This window comes from Phormidium sp. CCY1219, from assembly GCF_035615515.1.
Lineage (GTDB): Bacteria > Cyanobacteriota > Cyanobacteriia > Cyanobacteriales > Laspinemataceae > CCY1219.
This window is the reverse complement of record NZ_JAJENT010000524.1, coordinates 13887-38497: the sequence shown is the minus strand read 5'-3', so window position 1 is coordinate 38497 and position 24611 is coordinate 13887. Positions and strand designations below refer to the sequence as shown.

Genomic DNA, 24611 nt, shown 5'->3' with positions numbered 1-24611 from the left:
GGCGGCAGATATCTATCGATATGCCAGAGACAAAGTATCATACGGATGAGTCCGCGTAGGCGGACGAAGAAAAGCCCAGGCGCGATTTCAATCGCCCCCTTTTTATCGCTTCAAATCCATCCTTTCAGACGATAAACCACCATTCCGATGTATTCTTTCAGGGATTTGGTCGTTTCTTGCAGGCGGTAAGCATCGGGGAAGATATTGAGCAGTGTGGATTGCCAAGTGCCTTTTAGTTCTGCGAGTTCTTGTTCCGACACTTGAAAATCCGTGGGTGCGGGTATCGCTTCGATGCCTTGACGTTTGAAAACCAGGAGCGATCGCGGCATGTGAGTGGCGGAAGTCACCAGCAAAACGCGCTTTTCGATGCCCTTTTCTTCCAGCAGTTTTCTGACTTCTACGGCATTTTGATAGGTGTTGAGGGCATTGGGTTCTTTCAGGATAGCAGACTCGGGAACACCCATTGTTTCGAGAATGCGCGCCATATCTTCCGCTTCCGGCGGACCGCCCCCTTTCCACTCGATGCGCCCGCCAGAGAGGATGACCACCGGCGCTTTTCCTTGGCGGTATAATTGGGCACCATGCAACACGCGATCGCCCGCTTCGTTCACATCCACCCAGGGGCGCGGGGGAATTGCCGGTTTAGTGGCACCCCCCAGCACCACGATCGCCGCCGCGTTGGGCAACTCATCGGTGGGCACATGCTGCGCTTCCAGCGATCGCACTATCCCATAACTCACCCAACTATTACTGCTCAATAGCAACAGAACCAATGCACCTGCGATCGCCCCGGCGGCCCATTTCGGGCGCTTCCACAACGTCACCAGCGCCACCACCATTAACAAACAACTTAACCCCAACGGATACACAAATATCGGCAACAGCTTGGACAAAAATAAAAACATCTTTCCCCCAGAGAATTTTCCAATCAGAACTACTCAATTACAGTAGCAGCATCCGAGAAATACTGGATATTTCCTCCCCACCCCTAAACCCACTCCTTCCTAATCTCTACTTACCCTTGTAGGGTGGGCAACAAGTTGCCCACCCTACGGTATTATCCCGCATTTTCCCAATAAAAAAGCGCCTGGGAGACGATAAGATTCATCCCCAAGACGCGAATCTAACCGATTAAAACTGTTAACAGAGACTAGAGCGATCGCTAGGCAGAGCGCAAATTATTCCCCGCCATAGCTGCCGCTCGTCACCTTGCCCCGGAAGACAAAATATTGGTACAGATTGTAGAACAACATCACCGGAATCAAACCCCCAATCCAGATAATCATAAACACCAGAGAACTCGGATCGGCAGCCGCTTGGTAAATGGTGATTTTCGTGGGAATGATGTAGGGAAAGACAACCAAAGCCAACCCGATAAACGTCAGCAAAAAGATAAGAATCGTCCAAATAATCGGCGTTCTTTCTTTCTGTTGGTTCAGACTTCTTAACAGCAGCGCCACCAACAACACCCCCAGAAGCGGAATCAGGGCAAAGATATAAATTTGCGGCTGATGAAACAAGCGATCGCGGGCGTACTCGTAAAACACCGGCGTCGTAATCGTAATCAAAATAGCCCCTACTAGAGTCGTCCAAGCGGCAATTCTCGCCGTTTTATAGTGAGTTTGCTGCAACTCTCCGGTGGTTTTCCAAATCAAGTAAGTCGAGCCAATCAAAACATACCCTTGAATCAGCGTTAAAGCCACCAAAACCGATTGCCAGGTCAACCAATCCCAGGTGCTACCGATAAAATGACCCGCATCATCCACACGAATTCCCGATAGCACTGCGCCGAGGGATAACCCTTGACCCAGTGCAGCCAAAAAACTGCCTCCGCCAAAGGCTACATTCCAAAAAAACTTGCGGGTTGCTTGCTCGCGGAACTCGAACGCTACCCCCCGAAAAATAAAGCCAAACACCATGATAAAAATCGGGATGTACAACGCATTGAGAATCGTGCCGTAAGCGAGGGGAAACGCGCCAAACAGCGCGCCGCCCATCAACACCAACCAGGTTTCATTGGCATCCCAAATATTGCTCAAACTGGTCATCAAAATGCCGCGTCGTTCCTCAGAGGAAGCGGTCAGAGACAAGATACCCACCCCTAAATCAAACCCATCGAGCATGACATAGAGGAAGAGGAACAACGCCAAAATTGCAAACCAAACTTGCGGCAAAAAATAACTGAGCGTTTCCATACAACCTCCTATTGTTGTGTTTCGATGGGACGTTGGTCCGGAACGAATTCTCCGGGTTTGGTTTCCACGGCGGGTTTGCCTTCCACTCCGGGGACGGGAAGTTTAAAATTCGGTCCGCGTTGGATAATGCGACTGCCAAAGTACAAAGCAGTAAAAAATAACACCGTGTAAACTGTGGCAAAACCAGTTAAAGAGGTTAAAACATTGCTCGCTGGCAGGTTAGATACGGCATCCACCGTGCGGATTTGTTCGTAAACCGTCCAAGGTTGTCGCCCCACACAGCGCACGATCCAACCGGATTCGATCGCAATATAACCCAGGGGTGCAGCGGCAATCCAACCCACCATCAGCCAGGTTTGTTTTTCAATGTTACCCTCGGATAATTGTCCGCGCACCCATTGAATAACGCTGAGAAACATCAAGCCGGCGAGGAAAAAGCCAATCCCCACCATAATCCGAAAAGAGTAGTAGATTAAACCTACCATGTGCGGTCGGTCTTCGGGTTGCCATTCTTTCAAACCTCGCACGGGATAGGGCAATTCTTTTTTGAATTCCAGTATGTAGCCCAAGGCGTTGGGAATGGTGATTTCCCAGTCATTTTGTTCGGCGGTTTCATTGGGAATGGCTAACATACTCCAGTCTGCAGCTTGTCCGGCGGGAACCGTTTCCCATTGGGCTTCCATTGCGGCAAGTTTGGTGGGTTGATAGCGGTAGACTTGTTCGCCGCTTAAGTGTCCGATATAGATTTGTAAGGGAGCTACGGCGATCGCCACGGCTAAGACTATTTTGAAGGCTTTGGAAAAAAAGGCTTCGTGGCGCTTTTTGAGAATGTACCAGGCGCTAATTCCGCCAATCACAAATAAAGAGGTTTCCAATGTGGCAAAGAACATGTGCAGCACGCTGACTGCCATGAAGGGATTTAAAATTGCCTCAAAGTAATCTTTGACCACAAATTGCCCCTCTACCATTTCCACGCCGGCAGGGGTTTGCATCCAGGAATTAGCTGTTAGAATCCAGAAGGTGGACAGGTTGGAGCCAATGGCCACAAAAATGGTGGAAATATAGTGAATGATGGGATTGACTCGCTCCCAGCCAAACACCATAATGCCTAAAAAGGCGGCTTCGAGCATGAAGGCCCAGGAGGCTTCAAACCCGATGATGCTGCCAAAAAAGTTCCCCACCGCTTCGGAAAAGGGTGCCCAGTTGGTGCCAAACTGAAATTCCATCGGCACCCCGGAGGCGACGCCAATGCCAAAGTTAAGCACGTAGAGTTTCGCCCAAAAGCGGGCGTGGTAGTAGTAGTCAGGGTTTCGGGTTTTCAGCCACAGCCCTTCAACCACCACCAGGTAAATGGACATGCCAGTGGTCAACACGGGCCACAACATGTGGAAGATGGCAGTCAGCGCAAATTGTAGGCGCGACAGCACTACGGTGTCTGAGAGAAATTCCATGTGTATGTTTGCTTAGGGTATTGAATTGCCAATCTCAGCTAGTCTACAAAATTTTTTGGGCGATCGCTCGCTCTGCGATCGCCCTTTGGGGGATTTGTCTCGGAAATGATACCCCCTGTCCTGAATTCTGGCGGCTTGAGGACACCCCCCAAGCACCGATGAAATCCCCACCTGCGCGTTGCAGCGATCGCCCTTGTCTTCCCCCAGGGAAGGCAGGGTTGTCGCGCGATCGGCACTTCATTTTTTTAAATTCCTATAGATTGGCTGATTACCGATACTTATTCGCAGAACATTACAATTTCTTAAACTCTTGATTCTCTGTTTTTTCCAACCGTTCTTTGGTCACATTTGCTAAGCTTTTCTGCTGCTCGAAAGTTGGCTTTGGTGTGGGAATATCCGTCATCTGCCACCAAGCCGCACTCAATCCCCCTGCCACTCCCGCGATCGTGCCTAGCACAATACTGAAAAATCTAGAATACCCCAAAAACGCAAAGGCAAACATAAAAAACAACCACAATTGTAATCCCCGGATAATTCCTTGGCTCACTGGGGATGGTTTTTTTTCTTTTTTTTCTTCTGCCATTTTCTACCTGAAATAGAGAGGTTTTTAAGCAATTAAACAAATAATTTTACTTGCGTAGAGACGCGGGATTAATCGGGTCTCTACGCGAGGGTTGCCCAGCTCATGCTAGGAACAAGGTAATCCGGTGGGCAGTGCCCACCCTACCCCTTGACTTGTTGCAGTTGGGATTCTAGCGATTGGGTACTGTCGATTGTTTGCACGTAAACTCGTTCCGCTTCGGTAAAGGGTTCGGCAGCCGCTTGCTGACTTTCCAGGAGATTGGCGGTGGCATCGGAAACCGCTTGAGAACTGCGCTGGTTGAGCCTTTCGCGCAAGACGGGCATCGGGGCGCAACAGTGTAAAATCTTCAGATTAAATCCCTGTTTTTCTGCTGCGGCGATCGCCTGTGCGCGCAACCCCTGGCGGTCGTATTTCGCATCTAAAATCACCGGATATCCTTCCCGGGCCAACATTAGCCCGAGTTCCAACAGTTTTCCATAGGTTTTTTGCGTCATTTCTGCGGTATAAATCTCGTCCCCTCCGCGCTGATGCAGGGGAATGCCGGCTAGATGTTTTCGCACGGCATCGGAACGGATGTGAATGGCATTTATTCTTCTGGCTAAACGCCGCGCCAAGGTACTTTTTCCCGACCCGGATAACCCGGACATTAAAATTAACCGTCCTTGTTGCTGCTGAGTGTATTTCCAAGCTTGTTGGTAATAATTGGCTGCAGTAGATTGGGCGTTGTGTTTTCTTTCATCAGAAATATTGGGGTCGTCGAGGAGAAAAGAGGTGACTTTGGCGCGAACGTAAGCTTGCCGGCTTAAATATAGCGGTAGCACTTGCAAGCCGGACCAATCGCCGGTATGTTCGATGTAGGTATTTAAAAAGGCATTGGCTAAATCCGGGCGTCCTCGGGAGTCGATATCCATGACGGCAAAGCCAATATCGTACATGACATCGACGAAGCGGAAGGTTTTGTTAAATTCGATGCGATCGAACAGGAAGATTTTATCGGGCCAGAGGGCGATATTTTTTAAATGTAAGTCGCCGTGACATTCGCGAATGCGATCGCCGTCTATGCGCTGTTGGAACAGTGAGGGTCTGCGGTCAAAAAAGCGATCGCTAAATGCCTTGGTTTCCTGAAATTGCGTTTCGGTTTGCGGCCCGCCGATATAGCATTCGGTTTGTTGGTAGTTTTCGTCAATGGCTTTGCGAATTTGCGACACTGTGCCATAGCTGCGAATTGTCTCATCGGTGCGGGTTTCGGCGTGGAAATTGGCCACGACTCGCCCTAAGTCTTCCATGTGTTGTTCGGTCAGCGCCCCCCGTTCGAACAGGTTGATAAAGAGGGCATCTTGGGGAAATTGAACCATTTTGACGGCATATTCTACGATGTTGCCCTTGCCATCGAGTTGGTAGCGATCGCCTAAAGATGCGATCGCCACTACATCCAGATAAACCTGGGGGGCAATCTGTCGATTCATCCGCAATTCTTCATTACAAAAATGATGCCGTTTTTCTAATGTGGAGTAGTCGAGGAAACCAAAATCGACATTTTTTTTGACTTTGTAGGCATAATCCCCCGTCAGGAGTACGAAAGAGGCATGAGTCTGCATCAGCTTGATGGGCTGTTGCACCGGATGGGGATAGAATTCGGGCTGCAACATGTGTTCGATAACGGGGGGCAGTGTTGTTTCGCTCATTTCTATCCTGAATGTTTTGTCAATTGTAGCGCAAACAAAAAACCAGGGAGAGTTCCCTGGTTTTTTTGACAAACGAAGCGGATGTTGGAGTTGGGGTTGGCGATCGCCCTGTGAGTTTCCAGAGGTGGTTTGGTCGCAATTCTGGGCGCGACTGGCGCGTTTTCGCCCCCGAATCTCCCGAATTAACCGCTACCCTGGGTGGGGGATTTGGGTTAAATTTCGGTTAACAAAGATTGAGTTACTTCTTTGTCCAAACGCGGTCCATAAGAGGTAACGAGGCGGGCGGATGCCAATGAAGCTAATTTGCCCGCGCGTTCGAAACTCATGCCGTTGGTGATGCCGTAAAGAAAAGCACCGGCATACATATCTCCCGCACCTACGGTATCGATCGCGTCAACCTTCACCCCTTCGATTTCGATGAGGTTTTGGCCATCAAAAATCAAGGAACCTTTCGGTCCGAGGGTGATGGCAAAGCAGGAGGTGAGGGTTTTTAGATATTCGATCGCCACCTTCAGGTCATCGGTATCCGCCATTATCGAGGCTTCGGTTTCGTTGGCAAAGATAAAGTCAATTCCCTCGCCAATGATTTCTAAGAGACCTTCTTTGAAGAATTTAATCATGTTCGGATCCGACAGGGAAAGGGCCACTTTTTTCCCGGCTTTTTTGGCGGAATCGCGGGCAGTAATGGCAGCGGCTTTCCCGGTGGGGGAACTGACGAGATATCCTTCGATATAGAGATAGTCAGAATTGGCGATCGCTTCGGGAACCAGTTCTGAATCGGCAAAGTTGGCGGTAATGCCCAAATGAGTGTTCATGGTGCGATCGGCATCGGGAGTCACGAACACCAAACAGGTGCCGGTGATCCCGGCGGCGCGCGGATGCACGGTTAAGTTGCTGTCTACACCGTTGCGAATCAGGTCTTCGAGATAAAAAGCACCGATTTCGTCTTTGGCTACTTTGCACGAGTAAAAGGATTTCCCGCCAAATTGACTGATGGCGATCGCGGTGTTTGCGGCGGAACCCCCACAGCTTTTTTTACAAGGGCTGCTGCTCAATTGCTCTAGGATTTCTTTTTGGCGATCTTCCTCGATTAAGGTCATTACGCCTTTCTCGATTTTCATCGCTTCCATCTGCTCGGGGGAGATTTCGTATTCGATATCTACCAGAGCATTTCCGATGCCATAAACGTGGTATTTGCTCATAAATCTAGAAGTGTGAATTGAGTGTGGTAAAACCTTTAGGGGTGTTCCACACCCACCTTACAAATGAAAAAGGAAAAAGGCAACCGTTGTTTCAGTCGCTTTTTCCTTTTTAATGCTTTCTTTGGGTGAATTGAAAGCTGGAGCGAGGCGCGATCGCCACTATTTGAGGACAATATGAAAGCGATCGCGGGTTTTATTCTTCGCCGCTCGGTTCCTCGTCGGTCTCGCCATAGGATTCCAGAAGGGAAGCCACCTCTGGGGATGTCTCTTCCGCTTCCTCTTCTTCCTCTTGCGCGGTGACTCTGGGAGCCAAAATGGTCGCGACCGTGCGTTCTGGCTCCAGTTGCGGGGTGACGCCTGTGGGCAACATCAGTTCGCCAACGTGGATCGACTCTCCCATTTTTAGTTGGGAAACGTCGATTTCAATCGAGTCGGGAATATCATCTGGCGCACATTGGATCGGCAATTCGGTGACGACCAGATCCAACATGCCCCCTTCTTGTTCCACGCCATAGGCTTCGCCGACGAAGTTTAACGGCACCACCAAATCCAGGCTGGCTTGAGCGGCGACGGCAAAAAAGCTGACGTGGTAAAGGAAGGGTTTCCACGGATGGGTTTGCACTTCCCGCAGAATCGTTTTTCCTTTCCAGGAGAGGTCGGGAACGGATAAATCGATCAGGGTGTTGTTCACCGAGGCTTCTTTGAGCAGTAGTTCTGCTGTTTTCGCATCGATGGTGAGGCAGACGGATTGAGCTCCCTGATGCCCATAGAGGGTGGCGGGGATTAATCCCTCTCTGCGTAAGGCTTTCGGCTTGCTGCCTTCGGCCCGTTTTTGACATTCAACTGTTACTGCCATCTTTCTGATTACGGGTTACGGGTTACTGGTTCGTTATAACTGAGGCATGGCGCTGCTCGACTCGCCCCCAACGGGAGCGACAAAACGCCACAATCTCCTATCCTATCAAATTCTGGATAGACAATTCAATTGCACTTTTCATCCATCGCCCGTGGGGCGATCGCGTGATGCTCTCGAATAGATGCGATCGCCGCTCTCGAACGATTCAGGGCGGAAACATCCCGGACAAGAGCCTGGTTTTTCCCCGGCGAAACACTTAGGCGTTTGTGTTTTCCACTGGGGTGCCGTTGGCATCCAATAAGGCGCGTTTCGGTCCGTGGATGGGGTCTTCGACGATGATGGTTTGGTCGCGACTGGCCCCGAGGGAAACGATCGCGATCGGCACTTTCATCAATTCCGCCAAGAACTTCAAATAGTCCAGGGCTTGTTTGGGCAAATCGGACAGGTTGCGGCAGTGCATGGTAGACTCCTTCCAGCCCGGAAGGGTTTCGTAAATCGGTTTGCACCGGGCAAACTGACGGGCACTGCTGGGGAAGTTTTCGCAGCGCTTACCGTCGATTTCGTAAGCGACGCAGACTTTCAGTTCCTCGAGTTCGTCTAACACGTCGAGTTTGGTGATCGCAAGGCAGTCCATGCCGTTGATGCGAACCGCATACCGCCCGATGACCGCATCGAACCATCCGCAGCGCCGTTTGCGTCCGGTGGTGGTGCCGAATTCCGCACCGCGATCGCACAGTACATCCCCAATGCCTTCGGTCATTTCGGTGGGAAATGGCCCTTCTCCCACCCGGGTGGTGTAGGCTTTTGCCACCCCAATCACGCGATCGATGGTGGTCGGTCCGACCCCTGCCCCCACACAAGCACCGCCGGCTACGGGGTTGGATGAGGTGACGTAAGGATAAGTCCCGTGATCCAAGTCCAGCAGGGTGCCTTGTGCCCCTTCAAATAAAATATTGCGCCGATGCTGCACTGCGTCGTAAATTTTTAACGAGGCATCCACCACATGAGGCCGCAGGCGATCGGCATATTCGCTGTACTGCTGGATAATCTCTTGCGGATCCAACGGCGGTAAATCGTACAGCTTCTCCAGAATCGTATTCTTGTAGTTAATCGTCCAGTGGAGCTGTTTTCGCATCCCTTCCGGATCCATCAAATCCAGGATCCGAATCCCGGTCCGCTCGGATTTATCGGCGTAGGTCGGGCCGATGCCCCGTCCGGTGGTGCCGATTTTATGCGTCCCGCGCCGCTCTTCCGATGCCCGATCGATGAGGCGGTGGTAGGGCATCGTCACATGGGCGGTTTGCGAAATTAATAGGTTTTTCGTGGAAATATTGAGTTCTTCTAGGCGTACGAGTTCTTCTATTAAAATTTTCGGATCGATGACGGTTCCGGAACCAATAATGCATTCGGTTGCCGGATAGAGGATGCCAGAGGGAATCAGGTGCAGTTTGAAGGTCTGGTCTTTTACCACGACCGTGTGTCCCGCGTTGACCCCTCCTTGGTAACGTACTACAACATCTGCTGACTTGCTCAGCAGATCGGTAATCTTGCCTTTTCCTTCATCGCCCCATTGGGCACCTATTACTACGACGTTAGCCAAGGGTCTTACAAGCGAAAGTTTACACAATCTACGATTATCATCCTAGAGTGTCACGCTTGTCAAATAAATTTTCGTTAAGATTGGAGTTACAAATCGTAATCTTTCGATCGGGGCTGAGGGCTTGAAGGCGATCGCAATTTTGCGCTATGCTAGCTAGAATGCATCTACACCCCTCACCGATCGCGTTCATCTATTATTATTGACAATCCTGAGAGGTTATTGTGGCTTTATATGCTGAACTGCACCGACATCTAGGCGGTTCGGTGGTTCCTCGCATTCTCTGGCGCTATTTTCAGCGTCACGATCCGGCGTTGGGCCGTCGGTTTCCCGAATACCCGGCGTTTGAGGAATTTTACACCAAACCGCGCAATACCCTAGATGAGTATTTAGAACTACACACCCTGGTTGAAGGGGTCCAAACTATCGAAACTTTGCCGTATTTTATTTATCGGCTGATTCGGGGTGCTTATATTTTTGAAAATCTAGCGTACTTGGAACTGCGCTACACCCCTTATCTACGAACTTCGGACCAGTTGAGTCAATCTGCCCGGATCGACCAAATGGCGGAGATTGTGGAGGTGGTGGGGAAAGCGTCTGAGGTGAACGAGTACCCGATCGTCACTGGCCAAATTTTATGCATGCACGCCCGTTTGCCTTATGAGGTGAACCGGGCGATCGTGGATTTGGCCCATCAAAAATCAGAGTATGTCTGTGCGGTGGATTTAGCCGGTGGCGACAATCACTACGGCGATCGCCTGGATGAATTCATCCAATTATACGACTATGCCCGCACTCTGGGCATCAATACCACTGGGCACCTTTACGAAACTCCCGAGGGCTGCTATCCCGAATTGCTCCCTTATTTAATGCGAATCGGTCACGGGATTCAAATTCCCCTGAAGCATCCGGAATTATTAACTGAAGTGGCCAAAAGGGGTCAGTGTTTGGAAGTCTGTCCGACGACCTATCTCAAAACCGGCACCCTCGATGACCTCAAACAGTTAAAAATCGTCTTCGATCGCTGTTTCGAGGCGGGAGTGGATATTGCCATCTGCACCGATAATGCCGGCTTGCACAACGTCCGCCTACCGTTCGAGTACGAAACCTTGCTGACTCGAGATATCATCGATTTTCGTCAAATGCAAGCCTGTCAGCAAGCCGCATTCCGTCATGCCTTTGCATGGCCTCATCAGCAACCACCTGCTGAAATATTAACCGATTTGTTGAAACCGGAAACCCTACCCCTCGTCCCTGCAGTTCCTCTGGGTCAGGGCTAAAACTCTGGTGAATTCACCCCACATCCACTCGCAGTGGGGTCTTGGCAACCTCGCCCCCATCAGGGGGCTTTTTTCTTGGGGGAGAAGGGATCGAGAGATGAAAATCTCTCCCTCCTGACTCCTGACTCCCTCTCATCCGCCTATCCCCGCCTGCAATACCTGCACTGCGGTTAAGGATGAGCGCGGTTCCCACTGTTTCAACAGTGCAGAGGCGATCGCTGCAACCCCTCATACACCGCTTCCTCATAAAGTCCTGCCACCAAAGACAATACCGTAATTCGCTCCTGCATCGGGTCAACAATCCAATACTCAGCAATTCCTCTCGCTTGGTATTGCGATCGCTTGTAGCGATAATCTCGCGCCTCATTTTCTCCCCCCTGACTCACCACCTCAACTACCAACTGCGGTGGGGGCATATCTAGCGTCACCAGAGAACGATTCGCACCCGCCAACTCCTCCGTTAACTCCTCCGTTAACACCATCAAATCCGGGAGACGCACCGTTGCCCGCCTACCACTCACCACCACTTCTGTCTTCATCGTCAATCGAGAAAATGCAATCCCGAGTTGGGCAAAATACACCAACAAAAAGGTGGCAATTCGTCGATTTATCTCGCTTTCGGTGGGCATAGCCAGCAGTTTCCCATCCTCGAGTTCATACCGGGTATCCGTGCGATCGTCATAGTTGAAAAATTCCTCTAAAGACATGATTTGCGCTGCGATCGTCATTCTCCCCTCCTCCCACTTTCAATAAAGTATCCCTCTACTTTAGGCGTCTGATAGTTCTGCCGATTCCCTCTCCAAGTTAACCTCCTCATAGAGTTCCGCAAAAGCTACCGTTAAATTAATGCTTTCCAAGGTAAAATTTTCATCAGTGGCGCTATAAGCATGAAACAGCCATCCCCCGACTTCGTTGCGTCGGAAAATTTCCACTCGTTGGTGTCTGGTATTGACTAACAGGTATTCTTCTAAACTGTCTAAAGTTTGGTAATCGTTGAACTTATCCCCTCGGTCAAAAGCTTCGGTACTCTCCGAAAGCACTTCAACAATCAGTTTGGGAAAGCGTTTATAAGTCGATGTTTCTCGGTCTTGCGGGTCGCAAGTCACGAACAAATCGGGATAATAGAAGCAGTTTCGTTGTTCCAGTCGGGCTTTGACCTCGGCAAAATAAACGCGACACTCCGTTCCGCGTAGGTGGCTGCGAATCAGCATGGCCAAGTTTAAAGCAATGGTGTTATGGGTGTCGGTTGTTCCTGCCATTGCGTAGACCTCGCCATTAATATATTCATGTTTTATGGCGCTTTGGCTTTCCAGTTCTAGGTATTCTTCTGGGGTTAGGTTTTGATGGTCAGAAACAGCAATCATAAGGGGTAATTCCTCTCCGTTAGGTCTGGTTTTCATTGGGAATTCTACTAAGCACTCATGCCAAATAAATTGCCCATCCATTTTTGAGGTTTGTAGGGTAGGCAGTTCCTTGAATCAGTTGCTATTGGCACCTCGCTCATCTGGATCTGCCCACCATACCCACTGCAATTATTTTTGCCCGAGTACATATCATTATAGAAGAGTTTGAAGAAACCGTGAAAGTGCTGTAGCCAGGTGGGCCGCAGGGATGGCAGTTGGCGCAACTGTTGCGCGTTTGGGGCGATTGAAATCCCACACTTTTAGGGTGCTATTCGCGTCCCTGGGGGCAGGTTAAGGGTAAGGCGCGATCGCTTTTCCCTCTCGCCAACTCCTGACAGCTATTCTCCGCCTCACCGCCAGATTGACAAATCCGCACTATCGGAATATTATGATGGCTAATAGAATAGCCTTGCCAATGTTTGGCCAGCACAAACACTTATCATCCCTGTGGAACTGCTGGTACTGCGTACAACTCAATTCTTCGACAATCTGAGAAATTATTAACAAATTATGTCCGCCAAAAAGAAAGAACCCAGTGGATGTGGATGTGCAAGCATTCCGTTTTCGGTCATCCTCCTCATCTTCGGTGGGGGATATTGGTTATTCACCCAGCGAGAACATTTAGAACTGAGTCGGTTTTTACCCACCGATTTACCCAGGAATATTCCCTTTTTGAATGGAACGCCTTCTACAGAAGCGACCCCCACAGTTCCCCCAGCGCCGCACACATCGAATCCGCCAGCAGATTTACCGACAAATCCAATTCCTTCCCCAGCGCCGCCGGGGCAAAATGCGGAAAATAACCCGCCAGCAAATTCACCGGAACCCACACCCACTGCAACCCCCTCAACACCGCAAAGTCCTGGGGAGAAAAAAGAGATTAGAGGGATATATTTGAGTCGCTATCAAGCCACGAATAATGCCAGCGAAAAAACCATTCGCGAACGAGTGCGATACTATCGCGATCGCGGCATTAACACCATCATTCATGGCGTCTGGGGAAATGCCTGCCCGATGTATAAAAGCGAAGTCATGCGGGCGAAATTCGGCTATCAAAGTTGTCCGAATGAGTTTCAAGACCGATGGCTTCATTGGTTGATTGATGAAGCGCACAAACAGGGAATGGAAGTGCATGCATACTTCGAGAAAGGGATTAAAATAGACGAAGAAAGTCCGGTATTCGATATCGCGGTTGAGCGAGGCTGGATCGTCCCGGGCATCGATCGCACCCATCCGGGAGTCGAGCATTACGTGCTAGATGTGAGCCAACCGGAAGTCGCGAAATTTTTTACCGATATTCTGGTCGAGTTTGTCACCCAATACCCTACCATTGATGCGGTGCAATGGGATGATTATTTGGGATATCATGCGGAGTTACCCGGAAAAGTCGATCGCACCCCTCAACTCACTAACTTTGTAAAAAATGCGATCGCTGCCATGAAAGCCGCCAATCCCTCGGTTAGCTTTGATATTTGTCATCATAACCCCTACTGGGCGAAACGATATTTTGCAGCGGATTGGCAAACCTGGGGGGTCGATCGCGTGTTTATTCAAGTGTATGGGGAAAGGAACTTTAAAGATGAACTGAAATATGTAGAAGCCCATGATGGAATTTCCATTAGCGAGCGCCAATTTAATCGCTTAGAAGAATTAGTGGACAACCCAAAAATCGAAAATATTTTGTTTTTTCCCCTGTCTGGAAAGCCGGAAAAAATGGCGGATACAGTGAATCGTTTAACCAACCAGATTAACTAGAACGTTGCTTCAGGTCACTTCAGCAATGCCCACCCTCATGTGGGGAATAATTGTAACTCACAACTGCAGGAATTCCGGTGGATTCGCGATCGCCCTTACAAAACGGCGATCTACAAGCTGATATTGCTTTTCCGGAAGCCCGAAGCGGCACAATACCAATCCAGAAGACACTAACCCATCTAATACCGCATCCAGCCGATCGCGTCCTTCTCCTATCCACGCTGCCAATTCTGTGCGCGTCTTGCGGGGACACTCGCCCTTGGATACCGAGTGCGGGCTATGTTGCGCCAAACCCTGGAGAATCAGACGCACCGGGGGATTGTGCTGGTTTCCCCAGTAGGCGATCGCCGCTTCCATAAATCGTTCCAGCAGTTTTTCGACCCCGCCATATCGCAAGTAGTCATCCAGAGTGGTTATCTGTTCTGCTTCCAGTTGCGTTCCCACAATTTGCAACATCAGCGATCGCACCCGGTTTCCCCCCTCCGCCAAATCCCGCACCAGGCGATCGCGCAAAGCGGGGTCTACGGAGTAGGGAGTGCCTTCAATCGCGCCGGCGATGGCGATGCGCGCCTCATCCAGGGATAAATTCTCTAGATGGTAATAAGAGCCTTCCCCCTGGGAATTGGCCATTAATTTCAAGGATTGTAGGCGATTGTCCCTCAAAAAAGCGGGCAGATACTCGTCGCGCCAGCACAAAATCAACTTCAGGAACGGAATATCGAGACACTCACCTAAAAAGCGATCGAAGGCTTGACAAAACTCACGAGTTGTAGTATAATGAGAATCCTCTTCCACCCAGTCCAAAATCAGCACCGTTAACAGATTGGCATCCACATTGTTCCATAAACGCTCCAGAACCGCTGGCAATGAAGGCTCGGCTTGCGCCTCAGCAATCTCAGATAAGCCCGCATCCGCCAGTGCGTTGACCAATCCTCGGCACAAAGCCGCCACCCAATCGGCATTAACCTGCACCACCACCGGCAACGCCACCTTGACCCCGATCGCCCGTTGTGCGAGAGCGGGAGCCAAACCCGCCCGCATCAGGGAGGTTTTGCCGACGCCCGGTTGCCCGCAAACTATCGTGAGCTTGTAATCATCGCGGCTGATGCGTTCCAGCAAGTGGTGGATTTGAGAGAATCGGCCAATTTTATCCCTAGTTTTTGCAGCAGCCGGATCCTGTAATACAGAAGGAACCGGCGAGTGTTTCTGCAAGACGCGCGCCGGGTTAATGGGGTGACGGCGCAGGAGCAAAGGTTGGCCGCCGATAAAGGCAGACAATCTATACTGATAGGCGATCGCCCGATAACGGCGATCGCATTCCAGGGCTGCAACCCCCTCGCCACTTTGGCAATACAGCGATCGCAACTCCTGCACGATGCGAAGGTAAAGCGGCGGGTCGTACTCCGGTTTCGTCTGGGCTTGAGCCGTTTCCAGGATTTGGAGCGCCACGGATATCTCACCCAACGCCGCCCGCGATCGACCCAGCAGCAGTAAATACCAACCGCGATGATAGCACCAGGCCCAGTGCAAACAAGTGTATTCGCACACTGTAGTTGCCGCAGCATAGGCATTGCCGAGAATTTCCAGCGCCCTTAACGCTTCTTCCTTGGCGATCGCCCAGCGGGCGCGACACAGGGCCACCTGAGCCAAAAAGCCGCGATCTTGTGCCTGGGCGATCGGATCCGGGTAGCGATCGTGCAGGGAAAGCGCCCGCGCCGCCACCGGTTCGAGTGCGGCGATATCTTCTTGTCTTTGCAGCACTTCTCCCAACGCATTGATAAACTTAGCCACCAAATCCGCACGCCCGCAGCGATCGAACGCCTCAACACAGGCTTGAAAATAACGCCGTGCTTCTTCCCACGCAGCCGAAGCGATCGCCCCGCCGTGCAGTACCCCCGCCCGATGCCAACAGACCCCCAGATAAAATAACACGCAACCGGCGCGTTCTAACGCCCGATTCGGGAGTTTAGACGGCGAGTCCCCTGGCGCGCCGGATTGCCAAAAGGCGAGACTGCTTTCGTAATGTTCCCGGGCCGTTTCCAGGGCGTCGCGGGTATAAGCGTCCCACCCGCGCACGAAATCCAAACAGGCTTGCAATTCCGAATCGAGCGGGTTTCCACTACGTTGAATATCTTGCAAGGCAAAAGTTGATTCTCGGCGGTGGTTATCGCTTAACAATTCCAGCACTGCATTGGCTTGAATTCGATCCGCACCGGCATCTAAAATACACTGGAATAAAATTTCCGCTTTTTCGCGCAATAAAGCCACCGCGCGATCGGGAGCGATCGCGAATTTAATCGAAGGAGGTCCCCAACTCTTGAAATCCGGGCAAAATCGACTCAATTTGTGCAGCAGATCGTCCGCCACCCACAACACTAAGGGAAAATGAAACTCTTCTAGAAATAACGGGCGTTCTTGGTTGAGGCGCGTCAGCAATTCATCAATGGCCAATACCGATTCTAATCCCACCACCATCAAAACTGATGGGCGATCGGCGGGGTTTAATTCTTCTTTTATCGTGCCGTAAAGCGTTGTCGCAGATGGCGATAACCGCAGGGTTTGCAGGGGAATCGGACAGTGGCGTGACAAGCGTTGGATCGTTTCCCATTGCAAATCCGAATAGTTGCAGCGCACCAAAATTAACGCAAATTCTCCTTCTGCAGATCCCAACGCGATCGCCCGGGATAACGTGTTTAACGAGCGCGAGTTGTATGCCGCTACATCTTCGGGTTTTTGTGTTTCCATATTAATGTCCATTCGCGTTTCGGGGCGAATAAATTTCCGCCAAACGGAGCTTTGGCTAGCCGGTGCAAGGGGTTAATTCTTCCCAGCGCTTGACTGACCCACCGGACAATCCCGAAGGGATACGGGGGCGCGGATGAAAAACCGCATTCCTTTATTATAGAAGCACGAATCGATTCGCGTCACTTCTGGGGTTCAGGCACCCTTTCGGAGCCAGCTTCAATCGCCCCAAAATTTGAGGCTATCGATGCCAGATTGCTCAATTCCTCTAGCGGGATGTTACGGATAGAAATAGTCCGGGGGAGGCATATTATTTTACATAGAGCAAATCTCCACTAACAATTCGAGGAATGGTTTAGAGAAATTCCCCTTCGGGGTGGAAACCATTGGGAAGTCATTTTAGCTTAAAATGAGCCAGAGGGGAAAATGTTGTTTTGATGCTTCGCTGTCAAACCTATGCCATTTTAACCTTCGCCTTTTAACTTTAAACAGTCTAAACACTGCTATCTGATGCTTTCAAAGCGATTTAACGAAGCCCTGACTTTTGCGGCGGACCTGCATGCGACCCAAACGCGCAAGGGATCCGGAGTGCCTTATATTGCCCATTTGCTGGGAGTTGCCAGTATCGCCCTAGAATATGGGGCGCAAGAAGACGAAGCGATCGCCGCCTTACTGCATGATGCGATCGAGGACCAAGGGGGAGTCGCCACCCGGGAAGACATTCGCCGTCGCTTTGGGGATACCGTCACCGCGATCGTGGAAGGCTGCACCGACGCTCACACCACCCCGAAACCCCCGTGGCGAAAGCGCAAAGAAGCTTACATCGCCCACCTGCATCATGCCTCTCCCGCTGTTATACTGGTCAGTGCGGCAGACAAGCTGCACGGCGGCGCGGTCGATCCTGCAAGATTATCGAGTGGTGGGCGAACAACCAAAGAACCGCTTCAAAGGCGGCAAATCGGGCACCTTGTGGTATTATCGTTCCCTGGTGGAAACATAACGCAAGGTGAGTTCTAGTGCGATCGTGGACGAATTAGACCGGGTGGTTAGCCAACTCGAAGCCACCGTAGCACCTTCTGCAGAGGGGGAAACTGAGGCGGTTGGGTAGCGCCCCAATGGGTCTCAATCGCGCCTTTGCGGCACAAACACCCGCAAGGCATGAGGTAACACGCGAAACGAGGCGGGGGTGTGGGTGGTGAGTTCCCCATCGGTATCGATGGGGCGCGGTTTTCGGGTAACGATCTCGATGTCTTGACCTTGCAAGGTATGGATGCCTTGCGCCGTTTTGCCCCGTAGCATCGCCGGTAGCACTCGGAGCATTTCCCACCAGTGGCGGATTTCGATACAATAAAGATCCAGACGTTGGTCGTCAATTTGGGCATCTTCTGCCACCACTAAGCCACTGCCGTAATAGCGACCGTTGCAGATGGTGATTTGAATGGTTTTGACGGAATAGGTCTGGGTTGGGGTGCGAATTTTTGCCCGAAAAGGACGCGATCGCAATAGCACCTGCATGGCGGTGAAGGCATATGCCAGTACCCCGAAATGGCGCTTGAACCGCTTGCTCACGGTGCGATTGATTTCGCCACTGATGCCAATACCGGCTACATTGAAAAAATATTTGCCATTCACCCACCCCAGGTCAATCGATCGCAGATGACCCCGGGCAATAATGGCACAGGCTTCCGGTAACGCCGAGGGAATGCCGAGACTGCGCGCTAGATTGTTCGCGGTGCCCACGGGGAGAATGCCCAAGGGAAGTTGCGTCTCGAGCAATCCCTCGATTGCGGCATTGATGGTGCCGTCACCACTGGCAATAATTACCGAATCCACCTCGGTTTTATAGCGGCGGATCAGATCGCTCAAGTCCTGCGGGGCTGCAGCAGAGACTTCGATGAGTTCAAATCCGAGTGGTTGCAGAATTTGTAGCGCTTGTCGTTGTGCTAGCAGTCCTCTTCGCGCATGAGGATTGACCAATAGCAGCGATCGCTGAGTCATAGGGGCTTTTGTGTGTGATCTGGGTGTAAAATTTTTCAGATGGTTCCTTTTAGGATGACAGAAATCCCACGGCGATCGCCGGTTAGTGAAAAACTGAGTGGTAAAAAATGCTTGATTTCCAACAAACTGTTACACTGGAAAAATGAAAAATCGCCCGCAACCGTTGCCTTTACGGTTACGTCCCCCGGAACTCGGAACACCCAGCCAGTACAAATAGCTCTATAGCTATAGAGAGCAAGCAACGCGCAGAACAAGGAGGGAGGCCATGCTCGAACAAAATATTGGCGATCGCGCAAATCAAAACAACAGCCAGGAAATACTCGAACAACAATTTGAAGTGGAAGACGAAGAAGAACTCGGCGAATTCGACATTCCCTTGAAGGAAAGAAAGCTCGTCACTCACCCTTACGATTTTGTCATCCGAACGCTCAAAGCACAAATCGATGACAATACGCTGGTTTTGGCAGACAAGTTTCAGCGACGTCACGTGTGGGACCGCACCAAATCCAGTCGCTTGATCGAGTCGCTGTTGCTCAATGTTCCGATTCCAGTTTGCTATTTCGCCGAATTGAATGATGGCTGCTATAGCGTCATCGACGGTCAGCAGCGCCTAACGGCAATTTATCGCTTTTTGAATAATGAGTTTCCCCTGCGCGCCTTGAAAGTGCTTCCGGAAATTAACCGGAAGAAATTCCAAGATCTCGACATGGGATACCAACGCTTGCTATTGTCGCGCACGATTCGCTGTATTGTTATCCTCAAAGAGTCCCACCCGGATATTAAATTCGATGTCTTTGAACGACTCAATAGCGGTTTTGTGCCCCTCAATGCTCAGGAACTTCGCAACAGCGTTTTTCGGGGCAAGTTAAACGATTTAATTCTCAAACTGTCGGAGGATGAGGTTTTCCAAAAAGCTCGCCGGGTGAGTGGCATCGACAAGCGAATGCAAGACTGCGAAATGATTCTGCGCTTTTTTGCGTTCTTTTTCGATCCGATCGCCTATCGCGGCACCTTGTCTCGCTTTCTCGATAGCTATTTGCAAAGCGGCATTAACTTCGATGAAGAAACCCTGGAACATCATCGCGAAGTTTTCCGCAAAACCATCGACGATGTTTTCTATGTCTTTGGCGACCAAGCGTTTCGACGCTACAATCCCGAGGTGGGATGGGAAAAATCGATTAACCGCGCCATTTATGACGTCATTATGCTGACGTTTGCTTCTTTGGAGTCCGAGGCGATTCGCAGCAAAAAAGAGGAGATTATCGAGGCACTCAAAAAAGTCTGTATCGACCCGGAGTTTGATGAAGCGATTACCTCTTCAACGAAAAATAAAGAGCGGATTCAAACGAGAATCAACAAGTGGCGCGAGGCGCTGTGGCAAGTTGGCTTAGAGGTACCGCCGCTCAAAATTGGCAAATAATCCCCTTGCCGGTTGCGGGTTGTGGCGAGCGCGATCGCGCGATCGCCTGCTGGACGGTAGAGACGCCCGAAAGCGTCTCTACAAACGGTTCTAAGCCGCTCTGAATCGGCGGTTGGCCGCGCGACGCCTAGGCCAAGCAGCGCCCGATTGTTGCGACAACCGATTGACTGAGGGCATCGAGATGATAGCCCCCTTCGAGTCCGAAGACAATCCGGCGCGTCAGTTGCAGGCAGTAATCCGTAAAGATGCCGTAATCTTCCGGTTGCAGGTTGATGCTGGCTAACGGATCCGAGGCACAGGCGTCATATCCGGCGCTAACAATTAATAAATCCGGTTGAAAACTCGTTAAAAACGGCATCACTTTCGACTCGAACATCGGCTGATAGTCAGCCCGGGTGCTTCCGGCGGACATGGGTAAATTGAGGACGTTGTGATGCTGACCGGTTTCGCTAGCGTCACCGGTACCGGGATAGCAAGGGGACTGATGGAGGGAACAGTAAGCCAGTTGGGGGTGGCTTTCGATCGCCGCTTGGGTGCCATTCCCGTGATGAACGTCCCAATCCAGGATAGCCACCCGGTTTAAGCCGCACTGTTCGATCGCGTAATACGCCGCGATCGCCGCATTGGAAAACAAGCAAAACCCCATTCCCCGATCGCGTTCTGCATGATGTCCCGGGGGACGCGCCAACACAAACGCCGGTTTTCCCGTCGCCAAGGCGCGATCGACCCCATCAAGCCACCCACTCACCGCCAGCAACGCCACCTCGTAACTGTGGGGAGAGACCACCGTATCCATATCCACTCTCCCACCGCCGTGATGGGCCAACACTTCAACCTCATGGATGTGGCGCGGCGCATGCAGGCGCTCGATCGCCGCCATCACCGATCGCTCCTCCACCGGCGTGGGCAGTTCCCACTGGATGCGATCCGCCCAGGGAGAGGCTTTGAGCGCTTCGACAATCGCACCCAAGCGGGCGGGACGTTCCGGATGCGATCGCCCGGTTTGGTGCAGTTGAAATTCATCCGAATAAATGACTGGTAGTTTCATCGAGCTTGACATTTGTTACCTTTTCAACTATTGATATCTTGCCGGACTTTCCCCACCTGTGCCAAGGGTGGAAAGCCGGATGGAGAAAGGAAGAATTAAAAAGTAAAAATTAAGAAATTCGCCAGGTTTAACTATCAACTCCCCCTCGCCTTTTCATGTCACTTCAATCCCCCTTTCCTGGCGTGCAGTTTTTATTGCCAGAGTTGGCCCAGGCAAGGGAAACGCCCTCCCGTCGGCTTCCGCCGCGATCGCAGCCCAGGATTGTCATTGAACCAGCATCAGAAGCCCTACAGGCGATCGCCGAATAGAAAGCGGTTTGAGAGAAACCGACAGACCCTCAAAAACGATGGGGTTTGACTATGGATTTTATCGAGAATTTTGATAAAGATTCCCGCCGATTACAACAGCCTTTTCCGATGTTCGGGAGGGCGCGAAATCCAAGCCAATCCGGGGGGTCATCCCGGGCGATCGCGGCAGGGGATTCCTGGGTGGTTGCCACCGGGAAAATTTCCGGCAGCTATTGAGCCAGAAAAGCCTCGCTAGCCGGGGGGAAATATGATAAAATAATATCAGAAAATAGGAAAGATTTAGAAGTCAGGTAGTAGGTGAAGCTTTTTTTTCGCCATTGCTACCTTTCCTCTTACAAATTTGGAGTTTTTCATCTTATGACAACCTCCCAGGAGCGGATACTCCCAACGGATCTGCGTAACGAGATGCAACAGTCCTACCTAGAATACGCCATGAGCGTGATTGTAGGGCGGGCACTCCCAGATGCCAGGGATGGTCTCAAGCCGGTACACCGCCGCATTCTCTATGCCATGCACGAATTGGGCTTGACGCCAGACCGCCCGTTCCGCAAATGCGCCAGAGTTGTTGGGGAAGTGCTGGGTAAGTACCATCCCCACGGCGATACAGCGGTTTACGATGCCTTGGTGCGGATGGCGCAGAATTTTTCCATGCGATCGCCCTTAATCAACGGACACGGCAACTTCGGATCCATTGACAACGACCCGCCGGCGGCGATGCGTTACACCGAATGTCGCCTGCAAGCCCTCAGCACCGATGCGATGCTGCGGGATATCGACCAAGAAACCGTCGATTTTCTCGATAACTTCGACGGATCCCAGCAAGAACCGATCGTGCTACCGGCGCGAATCCCCCAACTGTTGCTCAACGGTTCCTCCGGAATTGCCGTGGGGATGGCGACCAATATTCCCCCCCACAACCTCGGGGAATTGGTGGATGGATTGATCGCCACGATCCACAACCCCGAGATTACCGACATCGAGCTGATGCACTACATTCCCGGGCCGGACTTTCCCACGGGAGGACAAATCCTCGGCGTCAGCAGTATCCGGGAAGCCTACACCACGGGACGCGGTTCGATTACCATGCGCGGCGTAGCCGCAATTGAAGTCATCGAACAGCGCGGACGTCCCGACAAAAACGCGATTATCGTCACCGAATTACCGTACCAAACCAACAAAGCGGCGCTGATCGAAAAAATCGCCGAAATGGTGAACGAGAAGCGCTTAGAGGGGATTTCGGATATTCGAGATGAAAGCGATCGCGACGGAATGCGAATCGTCATCGAACTCAAACGCGACGCCTATCCGCGCGTGGTGCTCAATAACCTGTACAAACAAACCCCCCTGCAGGCCAACTTTGGGGCGAACATGCTGGCGTTGGTGGAAGCCGAACCGCAACTGCTGACCCTGAAACGATACCTGGAAGTCTTTATCGAATTCCGGATCCAAACCATCGAACGGCGCACCCAGTACGAACTGCGGAAAGCCGAACAACGCGATCGCCTCTTACAGGGATTATTGATCGCCCTGGATAACTTAGATGCAATCATTGCCCTGATCCGAGGCGCAGCAGATACCCCCACCGCCAAACAAGAATTAATCGACTCCTTCGGACTCACCGAAGAGCAAGCCGACGCAATTTTACAAATGCAATTGCGACGCTTGACCGCTTTAGAAGCCGAGAAAATTCAACAAGAACACGAACAACTACAAGTCACGATCGCCGACTTGCGCGATATTTTGGCACGGCGCGAACGGGTTCTCGAAATCATCGAAACCGAAGCCCTGGAAATCAAAGAAAAATTTGCCACCCCGCGCAGAACCGTCATCGAACATGCCGAAGGGGAAATCGATCCCACCGACTTGATCGCCAACGAAAAAGCGATCGTGATGATGACCGAACAAGGTTACATCAAGCGAATGCCCGTCAACACCTTCGAGGCACAAAGTCGCGCCACCCGAGGCAAATCCGGCACCAAAATGAAAGAAGATGATGGGGTGGAGCATTTTCTCACGTGCCGGGATCACGATAAGGTGCTGTTCTTCAGCGATCGCGGCGTGGTTTACTCCCTCAATGCCTATCAAATTCCCACCGCCTCTCGCACCGCACGCGGGGTAGCTATCACCCAAATGCTCCCCATTCCCCTCGCCGAAAAAATCACCTCGATGGTGGCGGTGGAAGAATTCACCGACGAGGAATTCTTGGTGATGCTGACCCAAGGCGGTTATATCAAAAAAACGGCACTTTCTGCCTTTAGCAATATCCGCGCCAATGGGTTAATTGCCATTTCCCTCTCCGAAGGAGATTGCTTGCGCTGGGTGCGAAAAGCCAGACTCGACGATACCATCATTATCAGCTCGCGCAAAGGAATGGCAATTCATTTCAGAGCCGATAACGAGCAATTGCGTCCCCTAAGTCGCGCCACCCGAGGGGTCAAATCCATGAACCTCCGCAAAGGGGACGAAATTATCAGCATGGATGTGCTACCCTCCCAAGTGAGTGCCCAGATGGCTGCCCTAGGCGATGAAGAACCCGAAGTCGAAGACAATCTCAACGGCGACAGCGAAGATTCCGAGACCGAAGCAGAAAGCAGCTTTACCGGTCCTTGGGCATTAGTCATTACCACTGCAGGGTATGGTAAGCGCGTCCCGGTGAACCAATTCCGCCTGCAACGGCGCGCCGGAAAAGGCGTAATTGCGATTAAATTCCGCAACGAAAAAGACCAATTGGCTGCCCTGCGAATCGTCAACGAAGATGATGAGTTGATGATGATTACTAGCCGTGGCATCATTATTCGCCAAGCCATCAAAGCGATTTCTTCCCAATCTCGTGCCGCGCGCGGCGTCCGAGTCCAGCGCTTAGATGCCGATGATGCGATCGTGGGCGTCGCCTTAGTTCCCCTATCCGGTGAAGAAGACGAACCGATAATTGACGAAGAGGAATAAGATTTCCTTTCCTTAAACTCCTGCTTAGGGGTTTTTACGTGCAAGCGTAAAGGCGGGTTCACCTCATTTTTTGCTCAATGCAAAGCCTTTCGGTGAACCCGCCTATATTTCCATAGGGTGGGCATGGCTCACCCTACCTTGA

At 51.3% G+C, this 24611-nt stretch carries 19 protein-coding genes and 1 pseudogene; 6 read left to right on the top strand and 14 right to left on the bottom strand.

What is annotated here, in order from left to right; genetic code table 11:
* Nucleotides 1–110 precede the first annotated feature (110 nt).
* The 8 genes from LKK83_RS13945 to LKK83_RS13910 all read right to left on the bottom strand — a co-directional run bounded on the left by LKK83_RS13945 (nucleotide 111) and on the right by LKK83_RS13910 (nucleotide 9572).
* Nucleotides 111–905: a YdcF family protein gene (locus tag LKK83_RS13945; RefSeq protein WP_324631780.1), complete on the bottom strand. Its 795-nt coding sequence runs from the start codon at nucleotides 903–905 to the stop codon at nucleotides 111–113.
* Nucleotides 906–1178: 273 nt separating this feature from the next.
* On the bottom strand, nucleotides 1179–2195 hold the full coding sequence (gene cydB / locus LKK83_RS13940; protein ID WP_324631779.1) for a cytochrome d ubiquinol oxidase subunit II: 1017 nt from the start codon (nucleotides 2193–2195) through the stop codon (nucleotides 1179–1181).
* Nucleotides 2196–2203: 8 nt separating this feature from the next.
* Nucleotides 2204–3646 carry a cytochrome ubiquinol oxidase subunit I gene (locus tag LKK83_RS13935; protein ID WP_324631777.1) on the bottom strand — a complete coding sequence of 481 codons (1443 nt, stop codon included), beginning with the start codon at nucleotides 3644–3646 and terminating at the stop codon, nucleotides 2204–2206.
* A 292-nt stretch (nucleotides 3647–3938) separates the two neighbouring features.
* A complete protein-coding gene (locus LKK83_RS13930) occupies nucleotides 3939–4229 on the bottom strand; it encodes a hypothetical protein (RefSeq protein WP_324631776.1) in 291 nt (96 codons plus the stop codon).
* 140 nt (nucleotides 4230–4369) lie between these two features.
* Entirely contained in the window at nucleotides 4370–5914 is a 1545-nt protein-coding gene (locus tag LKK83_RS13925; protein WP_324631775.1) for a bifunctional aminoglycoside phosphotransferase/ATP-binding protein, read from the bottom strand.
* A gap of 212 nt (nucleotides 5915–6126) precedes the next feature.
* Entirely contained in the window at nucleotides 6127–7116 is a 990-nt protein-coding gene (locus LKK83_RS13920) for an adenosine kinase (protein ID WP_324631773.1), read from the bottom strand.
* 193 nt (nucleotides 7117–7309) lie between these two features.
* Nucleotides 7310–7972 carry a 50S ribosomal protein L25/general stress protein Ctc gene (locus LKK83_RS13915; RefSeq protein ID WP_324631772.1) on the bottom strand — a complete coding sequence of 221 codons (663 nt, stop codon included), beginning with the start codon at nucleotides 7970–7972 and terminating at the stop codon, nucleotides 7310–7312.
* 256 nt (nucleotides 7973–8228) lie between these two features.
* Nucleotides 8229–9572, bottom strand: coding sequence for an adenylosuccinate synthase (locus tag LKK83_RS13910; RefSeq protein ID WP_324631771.1), 1344 nt, complete (start codon nucleotides 9570–9572; stop codon nucleotides 8229–8231).
* A 221-nt stretch (nucleotides 9573–9793) separates the two neighbouring features.
* On the opposite strand from LKK83_RS13910, the gene LKK83_RS13905 reads away from it, so the two are divergent.
* Nucleotides 9794–10849 carry an adenosine deaminase gene (locus LKK83_RS13905; protein ID WP_324631770.1) on the top strand — a complete coding sequence of 352 codons (1056 nt, stop codon included), beginning with the start codon at nucleotides 9794–9796 and terminating at the stop codon, nucleotides 10847–10849.
* 197 nt (nucleotides 10850–11046) lie between these two features.
* Here LKK83_RS13905 and LKK83_RS13900 read toward each other — a convergent pair whose 3' ends face one another.
* From LKK83_RS13900 to LKK83_RS13890, 3 genes are all read right to left on the bottom strand, one after another.
* Nucleotides 11047–11577, bottom strand: coding sequence for a Uma2 family endonuclease (locus tag LKK83_RS13900; protein WP_324631769.1), 531 nt, complete (start codon nucleotides 11575–11577; stop codon nucleotides 11047–11049).
* A 39-nt stretch (nucleotides 11578–11616) separates the two neighbouring features.
* Nucleotides 11617–12213, bottom strand: a complete 597-nt coding sequence (locus LKK83_RS13895) for a Uma2 family endonuclease (protein WP_324631767.1) — start codon at nucleotides 12211–12213, stop codon at nucleotides 11617–11619.
* A gap of 307 nt (nucleotides 12214–12520) precedes the next feature.
* Complete coding sequence (locus tag LKK83_RS13890; RefSeq protein WP_324631766.1) at nucleotides 12521–12682, bottom strand: hypothetical protein; 162 nt, start codon at nucleotides 12680–12682, stop codon at nucleotides 12521–12523.
* 80 nt (nucleotides 12683–12762) lie between these two features.
* Here LKK83_RS13890 and LKK83_RS13885 point away from each other — a divergent pair, with 80 nt between their 5' ends.
* Nucleotides 12763–14007, top strand: coding sequence for a family 10 glycosylhydrolase (locus LKK83_RS13885; RefSeq protein WP_324631765.1), 1245 nt, complete (start codon nucleotides 12763–12765; stop codon nucleotides 14005–14007).
* A gap of 57 nt (nucleotides 14008–14064) precedes the next feature.
* Here LKK83_RS13885 and LKK83_RS13880 read toward each other — a convergent pair whose 3' ends face one another.
* Nucleotides 14065–16752 carry an ATP-binding protein gene (locus LKK83_RS13880; RefSeq protein WP_324631764.1) on the bottom strand — a complete coding sequence of 896 codons (2688 nt, stop codon included), beginning with the start codon at nucleotides 16750–16752 and terminating at the stop codon, nucleotides 14065–14067.
* Between the two features lie 507 nt (nucleotides 16753–17259).
* On the opposite strand from LKK83_RS13880, the pseudogene LKK83_RS13875 reads away from it, so the two are divergent.
* Nucleotides 17260–17857, top strand: a pseudogene (locus LKK83_RS13875) (HD domain-containing protein).
* A gap of 14 nt (nucleotides 17858–17871) precedes the next feature.
* Here the strand turns inward: LKK83_RS13875 and LKK83_RS13870 are convergent.
* On the bottom strand, nucleotides 17872–18747 hold the full coding sequence (locus tag LKK83_RS13870) for a lipid kinase (RefSeq protein ID WP_324631763.1): 876 nt from the start codon (nucleotides 18745–18747) through the stop codon (nucleotides 17872–17874).
* 265 nt (nucleotides 18748–19012) lie between these two features.
* Here LKK83_RS13870 and LKK83_RS13865 point away from each other — a divergent pair, with 265 nt between their 5' ends.
* Nucleotides 19013–20167 carry a DUF262 domain-containing protein gene (locus LKK83_RS13865; protein ID WP_324631762.1) on the top strand — a complete coding sequence of 385 codons (1155 nt, stop codon included), beginning with the start codon at nucleotides 19013–19015 and terminating at the stop codon, nucleotides 20165–20167.
* Between the two features lie 127 nt (nucleotides 20168–20294).
* On the opposite strand, the gene LKK83_RS13860 is transcribed toward LKK83_RS13865, so the two are convergent.
* Nucleotides 20295–21215, bottom strand: coding sequence for a histone deacetylase family protein (locus LKK83_RS13860; protein WP_324631761.1), 921 nt, complete (start codon nucleotides 21213–21215; stop codon nucleotides 20295–20297).
* A 155-nt stretch (nucleotides 21216–21370) separates the two neighbouring features.
* Between LKK83_RS13860 and LKK83_RS13855 the strand changes: the two genes are divergently transcribed.
* A complete protein-coding gene (locus LKK83_RS13855) occupies nucleotides 21371–21523 on the top strand; it encodes a hypothetical protein (RefSeq protein ID WP_324631760.1) in 153 nt (50 codons plus the stop codon).
* 357 nt (nucleotides 21524–21880) lie between these two features.
* The gene (gene gyrA / locus LKK83_RS13850) at nucleotides 21881–24469 is read left to right on the top strand and encodes a DNA gyrase subunit A (protein WP_324631759.1); all 2589 of its coding nucleotides are present in this window, start codon (nucleotides 21881–21883) and stop codon (nucleotides 24467–24469) included.
* Nucleotides 24470–24611: the final 142 nt, after the last annotated feature.